The organism is Mesorhizobium sp. P2_F5 (assembly GCF_056403715.1).
Genome location: NZ_JBFUEY010000007.1, coordinates 1 through 13840, shown reverse-complemented (window position 1 = coordinate 13840; position 13840 = coordinate 1). Strand labels below are relative to the sequence as shown.

Below are 13840 nucleotides of genomic sequence, written 5' to 3'. Positions count from 1 at the left end.
TCTCTTTGTTTTGACGCAATTCCCTAGGGAAAGCGCTACGCGCTTTTCCCGGGAAAACCGCTCACACTTTTCCTGGAATTGCTCTAGCAGGCGAAATGAAGCCGCGTCAGCCTTTGCGGCCGCGCATCAGCGCTTCGAGCTCGCCGTCGCCACCTTCCGGCAACATGATGCGGACATGGGCGTAGAGATCGCCATGGCCGCCGGCCTTTTCCGGCAAGCCCCTGCCCTTCAGCCGCAGCACCTTGTCTGAGCTCGACCAAGCCGGAACGTTGACCGCCAGCCTGCCGGTCGGCGTGTCGACCGGCACCTTGGCACCCAGCACCGCATCGGCCAACGCTACCTCCAGATCGGCATGCAGGTCGCGACCCTCAATGCGGTAGCGCGGGTGCCTGCGGATGTGGATCTTGACCAGCGCATCGCCCGGCTGTCCCGGCCCCTGCTCGCCCTGGCCCTTCAGCCGGATGGTCTGGCCGTCTTCGACATAGACCGGCAGCTTGACTGCGATCTTGCGCCCGTCGGGGAACATGGCGGTCACCTTTTCGGCGGTCGCCATCTCCTCGATGGTGACGTCGAGCGTCACGTTCAAATCTGCGGCCGTCGCCTGCTGGCGGCGGTCGCCGGCACCGGCGCCGCGCGCGCCGGAAAAGGCGTCACCAAAGATCTGGCTGAAGATGTCGCTGTTGCCGTCGAACGGATCGCCGCCCGGACGGCCCGAACGGAATTCGAAGCGCGAGCCGCCGGCGCCCTGCTGGCGGCGAAAGCCACCGAACGGATCGCCGCCGGCTGCGCCCTCAAAACCCTGGAATTTCGGCTTGCCGTCGGCGTCGATCTCGCCGCGGTCGAACGCCCCGCGGTTCTTCTCGTCGCCGATCACTTCATAGGCCTGGTTGGCAGCGGCAAACCGGTCCTTCGCCTTGGGATCATTCGGATTCTGGTCCGGATGATGCTTCTTAGCGAGTTTGCGGTAGGCCGATTTTATGTCCTTGGCCGATGCGTTCTTGGCAACGCCCAGCACCTCATAGGGGTCGCGCATGCGTCCTGCCCTGGAAAAAGAGTGAATCCAACTTGCCCCTTATATGCGCTTGCATAGGAAGAAATTCCAGTAGCGCACAGGCTTATCAAGGCTGAAATTGCGGTGCCAGTAAGTCTCGAAAATCAGAACGGTTTGAAGTCCTGCATGTGCCAGCCGCCGGCGCCGGCCATGCACAGTTCTCCCTTGAACAAAGCCACGCCATCGAAGCTTTCGCGCGAGGCGGTGAAGCTGCGGCAAGTCTGGCCGTTGTCCTGCAACTCGGCCAGTTCGGTGATGGAGCCGCGCGAGCCGGTGTCGGCATTCGCCCACGGCACGGCCTGACCCCGAAGCTCCTCGATGTCGGCCGAAGAGACCGCATTGCCGATCGTGGTCTGGTCGGAAGCGCTATCGGCGTCCGTTGATGTCGTCCTCACCGGCGCACTTGAGGTGACGATGGAACGGTCGACTTCGGCCTTTTCCAGGCTGAAGCCGCCGGCGCCGCAGGCGGCAAGTGGCAAGGCGACGATCACGATCACGGCTTTCGAACTGGCCGAAGCGATAGCGCTCCATTGCCCGCTGTCAAAAGCTTGCGCGATACGCGACAATCGGCAACCTCCTGAAGCTCGAGACAATTTGAGAAAAACTATGAGTGACACTGAGTTAACAACTGGTGACTTTACCGAGGCCGCCGAGCCGTTCCGGCTCTTTGCCGAGTGGCTGGAGGACGCCTCCAAGAGCGAAATCAACGACGCCAACGGCGTCGCGCTGGCAACCGTCGATGCCGATGGCATGCCGGATGTGCGTATGGTTCTGCTCAAGGGGTTCGATGAAAGCGGCTTTGTCTTCTACACGAATTTCGAGAGCGCCAAGGGCCGCGAGATTCTTGGCAGCATGAAGGCGGCGATGTGCTTTCACTGGAAATCGCTGCGCCGCCAGGTGCGCATACGCGGGCCGGTGGAGATCGTCAGCGACGCCGAGGCCGACGCCTATTACGCGACGCGGCCGCGCGGCAGCCGCATCGGCGCCTGGGCCTCGAAACAGTCGCGGCCGCTGGAAAGCCGCTTCGCGCTGGAGAAAGCGGTGGCCGAATACACGGCGCGCTACCCGATCGGCGAAATTCCCAGGCCCAAGCACTGGTCGGGCTTCCGCATCGTGCCGCAGGCGATCGAGTTCTGGCACGACCGGCCGTTCCGGCTGCACGACCGCCTGGTCTTTTCGCGCAACGCCGAGGGCGGCTGGGACAAGACGCGGCTTTATCCCTGAGGATTGCGATCGTCGGCGCAGCCGGAAATCAATCGTTCTCCAGCTGGAACAGCAGGAAATGCGGCCGCTCGCTGGCGACGCCAACCGCCGGCCTTATGGCCGCTGTCTCGGCACCAGGAATGTCTCGCGCAGATTGAGCGTGTCGCCAGTCTTGGCGCCGGAGAAAATCGCTGAAATGGAGGTCGGCACATTGTCCGGCGTTTTCAGCGAGACAATGGACTGACGCCTACCGCCACGCCACCATCTGCGGCAGGTTGAACGGCGTGATGATCTGGATGTTGGCCATGCCCGACACAGGCGATTTCGGCAGCAGCCCGTGCGCACGCATGACATGCAGGCAGGCGTTGCGCATGTCCTGGCCGAGATCGTGATGCAGCACAGCACTGATGCGCCCGGCATGCAGCAGCGCGACGTTGTCGGCATCGAGATCATGACCGACGAAAGCGCGGCAGGCGCGGCCAAGTGAAGCGAAAGCCTCGATGACAGCCAGGTTGCCGCCGCCGATCGAATAGACGCCGGCAATGTCGGAATGCTGGCGCAAAGCATCGCGCGCGAGCCGGCCGGTGTCGCGGTCGAGGCCATGGCCTTCGCTGACCTCGACGACGCCAAGCCCGGGGTAGCGCTCGCGAAGCGCCTGCCTGAAGCCGATCTCGCGCTCTTCCTCGCCGCGGAAACGGTTGCTTGAAATGGTCACCAGGATGCGCGCCGGGCCGCCGCCGAGCCATTCGCCCAGGAGGTAGGCCGCTGTCTCGCCCGCCGCGCGGTTGTCCATTCCGACATAGGCTTGCCGTCCCGTATCAGGGAGATCCGTCACCAGCGTCACAACCGGGATGCCGGCTGCAACAAGCCGCGCAGCGGCGGCCCTCACCTCCGTGAGATCCGGCGCCTTGAGGAACACGCCATTTGAGCCCCGGCGCTGCAGCGCATCGATGATCCCGACGGTAGTCTCGACGTTACGGGTCTCGGCGAGATGATAGCGGGCGCGGAAAATCGCCGGCTGCAAGGACGGCATCGCCTGCTCCAGCCCCTGCCGAACCGCCTCGCTGAAGCGGGCGGGCGCCTCCATGACGACATCGAGCACGAATTTGCGGCCGGAAAGGCCGATCTGGTCGCGCTGCTGTTCAAGCTCGCCAATGGCCTGCTTCACCCGCCGCACCGTGTGCTCGCGCACGCCCGGCCGGTCGTTCAGCACACGGTCGACGGTGGCGAGGCTGAGCCCGGCCTGGAGGGCGATGTCCTTGAGGAGAAACGCGCGCGACATGTCTTGAGGTGTTTTTGAGGTGTTTGCGAGGCAACAAGCACAGCAGGCTGTTGTATACGGCAATCACAATCAGAACCGCAACAGGAGGATGCGTCATGAAGGCCGACAACCTAGCCAGGATCCGGTCCGCGAAGGTTTGGCTGACCAAACGGCAATGCGACATCGAGGATTTTCGCGCGCTTGTCGAGCAGAAGACGGACGCCGCCGACTATCCCTTCGCCGCTAGTATCGAAAAGAACGTGCCGGTCTATGATGGTGACGCCGTGCGCGAGGCGGTGGGCGATCCGGAAACCCGCAAGGCGCTGCTGGCCGAATGGGTCGAGGCGCTGACCGACGGGCCGGGCGTGGTGGCGTTCAAGAAGGCGTTTGCCGACACCGCGCCGATCGACGCGGCAACGACGCTTTTCAACGACATGATTGCCGAACAGCATGCCTCGGGCACCGGCGGCGGCGACCATTTCGCCAAGCCTGGCGCCAATGACCGCATCTGGAATGCGCTCGAAAAATTCTGCCTGCGCGATCCCGCCGCCTTCGCGGCCTATTACGGCAATGAGATCATCGCGCTTATCTCTCAGGCATTGCTCGGTCCGGCCTACCAGATGACGTCGCAGATCAATTGCGTGAACCCTGGCGGCGCGGCGCAGTCGGCGCATCGCGACTATCATCTCGGCTTCCAGTCTGCGGAAGTCATCGAGCGCTATCCGGTGCATGTGCATCGCATCTCGCCGGTGCTGACGCTACAGGGAGCCGTCGCCCATTGCGACATGCCGCTGGAGAGCGGTCCGACGCTCTACCTGCCCTACTCGCAAGCCTATTTGCACGGCTACCTCGCCACGGGCCTGCCCGAGTTCAAGGCCTATTTCGCCGAGCATCATGTTCAGCTCGCCCTGGAAAAAGGCGACGCGGCGTTCTTCAACCCGGCTTTGTTCCATGGCGCCGGCAACAACCGCTCCACCAACATTCGCCGCATGGCCAACCTGCTGCAGGTCTCGTCAGGCTACGGCCGGGCGATGGAAAGCGTTGACCGCACCCGGATGAGCCGTGCGCTCTACCCGACCGTTCAGAAAATGCTGGCTGCAGGTGCGATCTCGAAGGAAGCAGCCGTGAATGCGATCGCCTCGACGGCCGAGGGCTATTCCTTCCCGACCAACCTCGATCGCGACCCGCCGATCGGCGGGCTGGCGCCGGAGACGCAACAAGCGCTGTTCCATCGTGCGCTGGAGGCCGGCTGGGCGCCGGATGCCTTTGGCAAGGCACTGGACGAACAGGCCAACAAGAAGCTGACCTGAGAGGTCAAGGGCGCCCGCCGTAGTGCGGGCGCCTATCCCTTTTTCCGCGTCATGAACGCGGTCAGCGCGGCGCGCGCTTCATCGGACTTCAATCGTTCAAAGAAATGCCCGCTCTCGACCTTGATGCGGGCGACGAGCTCATCACGCGGGGCGCGCATCAGATCGCGCGCTATCTTCAGCGCCTCTGGCGGCTTGGCGGCGATGGCGCCAGCCGCCGCCAGCACCGCGGCTTCGAGGGCATGTTCCTCGACCACTTCATAGATGAGCCCGGCGGCCTTGGCGCGCTCGGCGGAAAAGCCTTCGCCGAGACCGAGCAGGGCGAAGGCGCCCTGCCGGCCGAGGATGAGGGGCGCCAGCAGGCTGGAGCCAGCCTCCGGCACGAGGCCGAGATCGACGAAAGGTGTACGGAAGACGGTGCGTGGCGTGGCGAAGGTGAGATCGCAATGCAGATTGAGCGTGGTGCCGATGCCGACCGCAATGCCGTCGACGCCCGAGACAATCGGCTTCTCCGTTTTGGCCAGCGCCATCAGGAAGTCCCAGACCTCGTTGCCGCCTTCGCCGCCGGTGGCGATGACGAGGAAGTCGGCGAGATCGTTGCCGGCCGAGAAGGCGCCGGGAACGCCAAGGAAGACATGGACGCGGACCGCCGGATCGGCATCGCCTTCGGCCAGCGCCGCCGACATTTTGGCGTACATGGCGCGCGTCAGTGCGTTCTTCTTGTCCGGGCGGTTCATACGGATGATCTGGATGGCGCCCTGGCGCTCGACGAGAATGTGGTCTGTCACGGTCATTTTTCCCTGGTGAGCGCTTTGAGTATTCAGGCTGAAATCAGCGCCTTGCCGGCAAAGGCGAGGCTTTCGGCGCCATCGATGACGCGCTCCTTCAAGGCGCTGACCTCGCCAAGCAGGTTTTCAGCAAAGAAGCGGCAAAGGGCGATGCGGTTCTGCTCGGCAAGTCCGCCGCGCGCCAGATAGGCGCCGCCGGCTGCCAGCGAGATCAGCCTGAGATACGGCGTCGCACCGGCCTGCGCTTCGTCCAGACGGCCGTCGGCCAGCAGCTTCTGCAGGAAACGCGTCGCCTCGCTCAGATCGTCGAGCGCCCGATCGAGGCCTTCAGCGGTGCTGCCGAACCCTTGCAGGTTCGAGGTCCGCACTTCGTCGGCGACCGCCTTCAGTTCGGCGATGTAGCCATGCACATGCTCGCCGCCGCCAAGCGGCAACTTGCGGACCACCAGGTCGATGGCCTGGATGCCGTTGGTGCCTTCATAGATCGGCGCGATGCGGGCATCGCGATAGAGCGCTGCAGCGCCGGTCTCCTCGATGAAGCCCATGCCACCATGCACCTGGACGCCGAGCGAAGCGACGTCGACGCCGACATCGGTGGAGAAGGCCTTGGCCAGCGGCGTCAGGAGATTGGCGCGATCGCGCCAATGCGCTGCTTCCTCGCCTGTCGAGACACGCGCGAGGTCGATGGCGTGCGCGCAGGAGTAGGAGATGGCGCGGGCTATCTGGGTCAGCGCCTTCATGGTCAGGAGGTTGCGCTGCACGTCGGGGTGATGGACGATCGGCGCCATGCCGGCACCTGTGTAATCCGATGCCTTGCCCTGGCGGCGCTCATTGGCATAGGCGATCGCCTTCTGCGTCGCGGCTTCAGCCACCGCCACGCCCTGCATGCCGACGCAAAGCCGGGCATTGTTCATCATGGTGAACATGCAGGCGAGCCCCTTGTTCTCCTCGCCGATCAGCCAGCCGATAGCGCCGGGCGTGGCGCCTCCAAAACCGTCGCCATAGATCATGGTGCAGGTCGGCGAGGCGTGGATGCCGAGCTTGTGCTCGAGGCCCGAACAGAAGACGTCGTTGCGGGCGCCGAGCGAGCCGTCATCATTGACCAGGAATTTCGGCACCAGGAACAGCGAAATGCCGCGCGTGCCGGCCGGCGCGTCTGGCAGCCGCGCCAGCACGAGATGGACGATGTTGTCGGTGAAATCGTGCTCACCATAGGTGATGAAGATTTTTTGGCCGAAGATGCGGTAGGTGCCGTCGCCGGCAGGTTCCGCGCGGCTGCGCAAGGCAGCGAGATCGGAGCCGGCCTGCGACTCGGTCAGGTTCATCGTCCCCATCCACTCGCCGGAAACGAGCTTCGCCAGATACTTTGCTTTGAGCGCCTCGGAGGCATGTTTGTCGAGTGCTTCGACCGCGCCCATGGTCAGCGTCGGGCCGATGCCGAAGGCCATGGCGGCGGAGTTCCACATTTCGAGCGCGGCAACGCCGAGCATGGTCGGCAGGCCCTGGCCGCCGAATTCTTCCGGTCCCGACAGCGCATTCCAGCCGCCGTCGATCCAGCTGCGGTACAGCGCCTTCCACCCGGGCGGCGTGGTCACAGTGGCATCCTTCAGCACCGCGCCGTGCTCGTCACCGATCTTGTAGAGCGGCGCCACCTCCTCGCTGGCGAAGCGGCCGGCCTCGGACAGGATGGCATCGACAAGGTCCTCGCCGAGATCGCCAAACGCACCGCCATCGAGCGCCGGTTTGAGGCCGGCAACATGCTTCAGCGTGAACGAAATGTCGTCGACAGGCGCCTTGTACATGCCGCTTTCTCCTCCGCTGCTGGCCCCTTCGATCCTAGAACCAGGGCTGACGCAAAACCATCCGCCTTTGGGCCGCCTCCGGCTTTCTTTTTACGTAAACGTCAAACTTTGTCACGCGGATTTTGCAATCTTTTCCGGTCGCGTTAGACTTCGGCAGAGCCGACGCCCGGCGCCGAAGCAAACCGGAACCTGCCATGCTTGCCAGACCCGAGACATACCGTTGCATCGAATGCGGTCTGCCGTATCAGGCAAGCGGCTTCTGGTATTATCATGGCGAGCTCGAAAGAGGCCCCGCCTACTGGACCGATCGCGGCATATTGTGCTCGCCGCAATGCTCGCTCGCCCATTACCGCAAGCGCGCCGCTGAAGGCACGCTGCCGCAAGCGCCGGCGCCTGATCCGCTCGAGGTGCAGACCGTTACGCGGCGGTGACGAAGGAACTGGCAATCTCCCCCCTCGTGGGGGAGATGCCCGGCGGGGCAGAGGGGGGCGTGAAGGAACGCCAACCTTGTTCACTTCCCAACCAATCGGGGACAAGCCGCAACTGCGATCGATTGAGAGGTCAGAGGGACAGCGCCCTCCTCTGTCCTGCCGGACATCTCCCCCACGAGGGGGGAGATCGGATTTCACGCCGGCTTTCGCCAGTCACCCCGAAAGCATTTCCTTAACCATAGCAGTTCACCATCGGTGTTTGGTCAGCGGGGATCCCCTGTTTGAAAACGCCGGCGCATCTTCTTCGCCGCTCAGCGATCGCTCTCGCGGCGATGATGGCGCTGATATCGGCGGCAAAAGCTTCCGATTTCTCGGAGCCTTGGCGGGATGGCGACCGCGCGCTTGTCGTCGATGCCTACGAATACAATTCCATCAACTGGGCGCAGCTTGCCACCGACAAGCGCGTTGTCGGCTTCATCAACAAGGCCTCGGACGGGCTGCCACCGCCCTATTTCTGCTATGGCGACGAAACCACGGTCAAACTCTGCAAGACGCTGTGGAAACGCTATGCGGTGACGCGCGAACTGTTCCAGACGCGTAAGGTGGTGGCCAAGGCGCTCGGGCTGAAATGGGGCGCCTATCATCTTGCCCGCCCCGGCAATCCGGTCGAGCAGGCCAACAATTTCATCGATTTCGCCGAACCGGCGCCGGACGATCTCTTGGCCCTCGACCTCGAAGGCAATGACCCCTCGCAATGGATGTCGCTGGAGGATGCCGAGGAATTCGTGCGCCAGGTGCACCGGCGGCTCGGCCGATTCCCGATACTCTACAGCAACGGCAAGACCGCCCAGTTCATCGCCGACAACCGCTATCAATATCGGCTGTTGTCGCAGCTGCCGCTCTGGTATGCACGCTACAAGCCCGACATCGACGTGCATTTTCCGATGGGCAACTGGCAGGGCTATGCGCTGTGGCAGTTTTCGGCGCAGGCCAATTGCGGCCGCCTGCGCTGTCCGTACCGCGTCGCCGGCACGCCCAACGACATCGATGTCAACGTCGCGCCGATGGATGCAGCCACCCTGCGCCAGCAATGGCCATTCGGCGGCCTGATCGACGTGCCGGCCGACTACCTCGCCTCGATCCCGGTGCCGGTCTCACGCGAGGCGGGGCTGGCCGGCAAAGTCACCATCACCTATGCCGATGTGGCGACGCCACCGACGGTCGAGGAAATGGTGACGGTGCTCGGCGCGCGTTGGCAGACATTTCGCGCTGCTTTCCGCATGCCGGTGGTCAAGACTGTGCCGCGCCGCGCGCGCTTCGGCATTGCCGAGTATGTCGCCTGGAAGCGGACCACGTATCGTTCAGACGCTCTGCTTGAGGCCGCCTTTTCGCAGGCCGCCGATCCGGTCAGTACGGCCTCGACGGAACTGGTTCGCGAGCGCTGAAGCCTGCCGATATTACCCGACCGCGCCGGCCTTTTCGCGCGCCACTGCCTGCCAGCCTATGTCGCGACGGCAAAAGCCTTGCGGCCAGTCGATGCGGTCGAGGGCGGCGTAGGCGCGGCTTTGCGCTTCGCCGACCGTCTTGCCTGACGCGGTGACGTTGAGCACGCGGCCGCCATTGGCGACCAGCGCGCCGCCATTGATGGCGGTGCCGGCATGGAAAATCTCAACGCCATCGCCAGCGGCTTCGTCGAGGCCACGAATGACCGAGCCCTTTTCCGGCGTGCCGGGATAGCCTGGCGCCGCCATCACCACGGTGAGCGCTGCCTCGTCGCGCCAGCGCACCGAGCTGTGCGCCAACTGGCCATCGACGGCTGCGTTGAGCAGCACGAGCAGATCGTCCTTCAGCCGCATCATCAGCACCTGGCATTCAGGGTCGCCGAAGCGGGTGTTGTATTCGATCAGCTTCGGCCCCTTGTCGGTGATCATCAGCCCGGCGAACAGAATGCCGGCGAACGGCGCGCCAAGCTCGGCCATGCCGCGCATGGTCGGCTCGACGATCTCGCGCATGGTGCGCTCGACCATCTCAGGGCTCATCACCGGCGCTGGCGAATAGGCGCCCATGCCGCCGGTGTTGGGGCCGGTGTCGCCGTCGCCGACGCGCTTGTGGTCCTGCGCGGTGCCGAAGGGAAGTGCCGTGGTGCCGTCGCACAGGCAGAAGAAACTTGCCTCCTCGCCCGTCATGAATTCTTCGACCACGACCTCGGCGCCGGCGTCGCCAAAGGCGCCGTCGAAACAGGCATCGAGCGCGGCGCGCGCCTCGTCCAGCGTCATGGCGATGGTGACGCCCTTGCCGGCGGCGAGCCCGTCGGCCTTGATGACGATCGGCGCGCCGACCTTGTCGACATAGGCCTTGGCGGCGGTCAGATCGGTAAAGCGGCCATAGGCGGCAGTCGGGATGTTGTATTTCGCGCAGAGGTCCTTGGTGAAGCCTTTCGAGCCTTCGAGCCTTGCCGCCCGTTTCGACGGGCCGAAGACGCGGATGCCCTGATCGCGCAGATCGTCGGCAATGCCGGCGACCAGCGGCCCTTCCGGCCCGACAACGACGAGGTCGATCTTATTGTCCTTGCAGAAGCTAGCCACAGCAGCATGGTCGGCGATGTCGAGCTTGACCAGTTCGGCCTCGCGGGCGATACCCGGATTGCCGGGCGCGGCGTAGAGCTTGGTCAAAAGCGGCGAGGCCGAGAGCTTCCAGGCCAGGGCATGTTCGCGGCCGCCGGAGCCGATCAACAAAACGCGCATGCCAATGTCCCTTGTCATTTCACGACAGGGACTGCGCTATTGCGCCGGGCGGCGCGGGTCAAGAGCTTTACCTTGCACTATGCCGGTTGCGCACGTCGCGCGCACCGGCAACCGAAGTGAGCCGCTCAACTCTGGAAGACGACCGGGAACCAGTCCTCGCGCAATTTCTGGCCGGGCTTCATGTCATGGCCGGGATAGGGCGGCGAGGTGCGGCCGGGGCGCTCGACATAGCGAGCGTCGTCGCCGACCCAGCGCAGCGACAGCGCCCGGCGCCGTGCCGCCGTCGGATTGCCGCGCGCGCCATGTGCGGTCCGGAAGTCGAACAGGATGGCGTCACCCGGCTCCATCTCCCATTCCAGCACCTTCAGCGATGGGTCCTTGTCGGGATCAGGCACCGGCAGATAATCACCCTCGCCGGCATAGAAATTGCTGTCGTCGAGCCAGCGCACCGGCAGGATCATCTTGTCCCATTTGTGCGAGCCGGCGATCAGCCGCAGCGTCGCTTCCTTGACCGGATCGATCGGGATCCAGAAGCTGACGGTCTGGCTGCCATCGACGAAATAGTACGGGATGTCCTGGTGCCAGGGCGTCGGCTTCTGCGTGCCGGGCTCCTTGACCAGCACATGGTCGTGGAAGAACTGGGCGCTGCGCGATTGCATCGCGGCCGCGGCCAGTTCGGCGGCCGGCGAGTTGCGCACCACGTCGACGAATTCGGGAATGCGCTCCCAGTTGCAGTAATCGTCGAAGAAGCTGCCCTTGCCGTTGGCGATATCGGATGCCGTGGCGCTGCGGTTTTGCATGTTGCGCTCGATGCCGGCGGCGATGGTGCCGACCCAATCCTTGAACACCCCACGTACGCAGACGGCGCCGTCGCGCTGGTAATCGGCAATCGCTGCAGCATCGATATGTCTGGCGGCCATCTCATGTCTCCCCTGTTTCGATGGCCGACTATCGCAGCCGCCGCATATCGCGTAAAATAATAACTTCTCATCTCTCTTATAGCTTTGGCCTATGAACCTGACTCTCACCCAATTGCGTTACCTCGTTGCCGTCGCCCGGCATGGCAGCGTTACCGCGGCCGCCCGGATGCTGAACGTCTCACAGCCGTCGATCTCGGTGGCGATCGACAATGTCGAAGCGACGCTCGGCCAGAAGCTGTTCGTGCGCCAGCGTGGCAGCGGCATCGCGCTGACCTCGTTCGGCCGCGGCGCGGTGGCCAAGGCAAAGCAGGTGCTGGCCGAAGCGGACGAACTGGTTGGGCTCGGCACGCGTGACGCCGATGTCGGTGGCGAACTGGTGCTCGGCTGTTTCGAAGATCTGGCCCCCTATTTCGCGCCGGCGCTGATCCGCGCCTTTTCGCACCGCTGCCCGGCGGTCACTGTGGTCGTGCGCGACGAGACTTTCGAGACACTGGGCCGGCGGCTCGGCGATTCCGCCATCGATCTCGGCCTGACCTACGATCTCGGCCTGCCCTCGCACTTCGCCCGCATCCTGCTGCATGAGTTGCGGCCGCACGCGCTGCTGCCGCAATGCCACGCGCTGGCCAGCCAGGCCAGCGTCAGCCTGGCGGAGCTGGCGACCCATCCGCTTGTTACCACCGACCAGCCGCACAGCTGGCAGCATATGCTGGACCTTTTCCTCAGCCGCGGCCTGTCGCCGGTCTCGCAGTCGACGACGAGTTCATTCGAACTGCAGCGCAGCATGGTCGCCAACGGCTTCGGCGTCGCGGTGAGTTACACCAGGCCCTATGGCGACAGGAGTTATGACGGCCTGCCGCTGGTCTGCAAGCCGCTGTCCGATCCGCTGCCGATGCAGCGCATCATCCTCACCCATGACACAAGGCAGAGGCTGTCGAAGGCGGCGCTGGCCTTCATCGAGGTGGCGAAGGAATGGTTTGCCAGCCACGATGTTTTCACCGCCTGAGCGACAATGCGGCCGCTTGACGGCGCTCGCCGCTACTGCCACTCCAGCACGATGGAAACCATCCAGTCGAAAGCGGCCCAGGGCCGTGTCGCCGACGCGCCGAGCGGCCATTGGGTCTACAAGATATTGCCGCGCTGGCTGTGGCCCTACGCGCAGCTTGCCCGCTGGGACCGGCCTATCGGCTGGCAATTGCTGCTGTGGCCTTGCTGGTGGTCGGCGGCACTGGCGGCCAGCGCCTATCCGCGCGCAAGCGACCCGCTGCTCACATTGCTCCCGTCGCCGTGGTTCCTGGCCCTGTTCTTTGTCGGCGCCGTCGCCATGCGTGGCGCCGGCTGCACCTATAACGATCTGGTCGATCAGGACATCGACAACAAGGTCGAACGTACACGGTCGCGGCCGCTGCCGGCCGGGAAGGTGACGCGCCGCCAGGCCTGGGCGTTTCTGGTCATCCAGGCGTTGCTGGGCCTTGTCGTGCTGTTGCAGTTCAACGACTTCGCTATTCCGCTCGGCATCGTCTCGCTGGTCATCGTTGCCGTCTACCCCTTCATGAAGCGCTTCACCAACTGGCCGCAATTCGTGCTTGGGCTGGCTTTCTCCTGGGGCGCGCTGATGGGCTGGGCGGTGGAGTTCGGCGATCTCGATGGCCCCGCCATCATGCTCTATATCGGCTCGATCCTGTGGGTGATCGGCTACGACACGATCTATGCGCATCAGGACAAGGAAGACGACGCCATTGTCGGCGTGCGTTCGACGGCGCGGCTGTTCGGCGACAACACCAAGACCTGGCTGGTCGGGCTTTATGGCGGCACGCTGGCCTGCTTTGCCATTGCCTTCGCCTCGGCGCAGGCGCCGGTGGTGGCGCTGGCCGGGCTGATCGCCGCCGGCGCCCATATGGCGCGGCAGATAGCGGTTCTGGATATCAACGATCCCGACCAGTGCCTGCGGTTGTTCAAATCGAACAACCAGGTCGGCTGGCTGATCTTCATCGGCCTGATCGGCGGATCGCTGTGGGTGGCGCTGAAGCCGCTGGTGTAGCACCTTTTTCCTTCTCCCCCTGTGGGAGAAGGTGGATCGGCGCGCAGCGCCGAGACGGTTGAGGGGTGCTGGAAGGAATGAGGCGTTGGCGTTCCCTGGAACACCCCTCATCCGACCTCGCTTCGCGAGGCCACCTTCTCCCACAAGGGGAGAGCGACTGTCTTGTCAGTCAAGCGGTTTGCCATGGTTTTTGGTCCCGGATCATTGCGTTGAGGATTGTGAGCAGCTTTCGCATTGTTGCGACGACGGCGACGATCTTGGGTTTGCCGGCGGCGACGAGACGATCGCGGAAGAG

The 13840-nt window shown here is 64.2% G+C and carries 13 protein-coding genes and 1 pseudogene; 6 read left to right on the top strand and 8 right to left on the bottom strand.

Features of this window, described 5'->3' with window-relative positions; genetic code table 11:
• Window positions 1-106 precede the first annotated feature (106 nt).
• Window positions 107-1033 carry a DnaJ C-terminal domain-containing protein gene (locus tag AC1DYO_RS11900; RefSeq protein WP_477263352.1) on the bottom strand — a complete coding sequence of 309 codons (927 nt, stop codon included), beginning with the start codon at window positions 1031-1033 and terminating at the stop codon, window positions 107-109.
• Between the two features lie 122 nt (window positions 1034-1155).
• On the bottom strand, window positions 1156-1617 hold the full coding sequence (locus AC1DYO_RS11895) for an RT0821/Lpp0805 family surface protein (RefSeq protein WP_181058349.1): 462 nt from the start codon (window positions 1615-1617) through the stop codon (window positions 1156-1158).
• Window positions 1618-1657: 40 nt separating this feature from the next.
• Between AC1DYO_RS11895 and pdxH the strand changes: the two genes are divergently transcribed.
• Window positions 1658-2275, top strand: coding sequence for a pyridoxamine 5'-phosphate oxidase (pdxH, locus tag AC1DYO_RS11890; protein WP_477263350.1), 618 nt, complete (start codon window positions 1658-1660; stop codon window positions 2273-2275).
• A gap of 226 nt (window positions 2276-2501) precedes the next feature.
• Here the strand turns inward: pdxH and AC1DYO_RS11885 are convergent, their stop codons facing one another.
• Complete coding sequence (locus tag AC1DYO_RS11885) at window positions 2502-3536, bottom strand: LacI family DNA-binding transcriptional regulator (protein WP_477263348.1); 1035 nt, start codon at window positions 3534-3536, stop codon at window positions 2502-2504.
• Window positions 3537-3631: 95 nt separating this feature from the next.
• On the opposite strand from AC1DYO_RS11885, the gene AC1DYO_RS11880 reads away from it, so the two are divergent.
• Window positions 3632-4825 carry a phytanoyl-CoA dioxygenase family protein gene (locus tag AC1DYO_RS11880; RefSeq protein ID WP_477263346.1) on the top strand — a complete coding sequence of 398 codons (1194 nt, stop codon included), beginning with the start codon at window positions 3632-3634 and terminating at the stop codon, window positions 4823-4825.
• A gap of 32 nt (window positions 4826-4857) precedes the next feature.
• Here AC1DYO_RS11880 and AC1DYO_RS11875 read toward each other — a convergent pair whose 3' ends face one another.
• Window positions 4858-5610 carry a crotonase/enoyl-CoA hydratase family protein gene (locus AC1DYO_RS11875; RefSeq protein ID WP_477263344.1) on the bottom strand — a complete coding sequence of 251 codons (753 nt, stop codon included), beginning with the start codon at window positions 5608-5610 and terminating at the stop codon, window positions 4858-4860.
• A 32-nt stretch (window positions 5611-5642) separates the two neighbouring features.
• Window positions 5643-7412, bottom strand: a complete 1770-nt coding sequence (locus AC1DYO_RS11870) for an acyl-CoA dehydrogenase family protein (RefSeq protein ID WP_477263342.1) — start codon at window positions 7410-7412, stop codon at window positions 5643-5645.
• Window positions 7413-7606: 194 nt separating this feature from the next.
• Here AC1DYO_RS11870 and AC1DYO_RS11865 point away from each other — a divergent pair, with 194 nt between their 5' ends.
• Together AC1DYO_RS11865 and AC1DYO_RS11860 are read left to right on the top strand one after the other, a co-directional pair.
• Complete coding sequence (locus AC1DYO_RS11865) at window positions 7607-7843, top strand: hypothetical protein (RefSeq protein WP_477263340.1); 237 nt, start codon at window positions 7607-7609, stop codon at window positions 7841-7843.
• A gap of 332 nt (window positions 7844-8175) precedes the next feature.
• Window positions 8176-9288 carry a glycoside hydrolase family 25 protein gene (locus AC1DYO_RS11860; RefSeq protein WP_477263863.1) on the top strand — a complete coding sequence of 371 codons (1113 nt, stop codon included), beginning with the start codon at window positions 8176-8178 and terminating at the stop codon, window positions 9286-9288.
• A 12-nt stretch (window positions 9289-9300) separates the two neighbouring features.
• Here AC1DYO_RS11860 and purD read toward each other — a convergent pair whose 3' ends face one another.
• The gene (gene purD / locus AC1DYO_RS11855; protein WP_477263338.1) at window positions 9301-10587 is read right to left on the bottom strand and encodes a phosphoribosylamine--glycine ligase; all 1287 of its coding nucleotides are present in this window, start codon (window positions 10585-10587) and stop codon (window positions 9301-9303) included.
• Window positions 10588-10712: 125 nt separating this feature from the next.
• Entirely contained in the window at window positions 10713-11507 is a 795-nt protein-coding gene (locus tag AC1DYO_RS11850; RefSeq protein ID WP_477263336.1) for a phytanoyl-CoA dioxygenase family protein, read from the bottom strand.
• 91 nt (window positions 11508-11598) lie between these two features.
• On the opposite strand from AC1DYO_RS11850, the gene AC1DYO_RS11845 reads away from it, so the two are divergent.
• Both AC1DYO_RS11845 and ubiA read left to right on the top strand, forming a co-directional pair.
• Entirely contained in the window at window positions 11599-12510 is a 912-nt protein-coding gene (locus tag AC1DYO_RS11845) for a LysR family transcriptional regulator (RefSeq protein WP_477263334.1), read from the top strand.
• 51 nt (window positions 12511-12561) lie between these two features.
• Window positions 12562-13545, top strand: coding sequence for a 4-hydroxybenzoate octaprenyltransferase (ubiA, locus tag AC1DYO_RS11840; protein WP_477263861.1), 984 nt, complete (start codon window positions 12562-12564; stop codon window positions 13543-13545).
• A gap of 169 nt (window positions 13546-13714) precedes the next feature.
• Here the strand turns inward: ubiA and AC1DYO_RS11835 are convergent.
• A pseudogene (locus tag AC1DYO_RS11835) lies at window positions 13715-13840 on the bottom strand (IS110 family transposase); the annotation flags it as partial.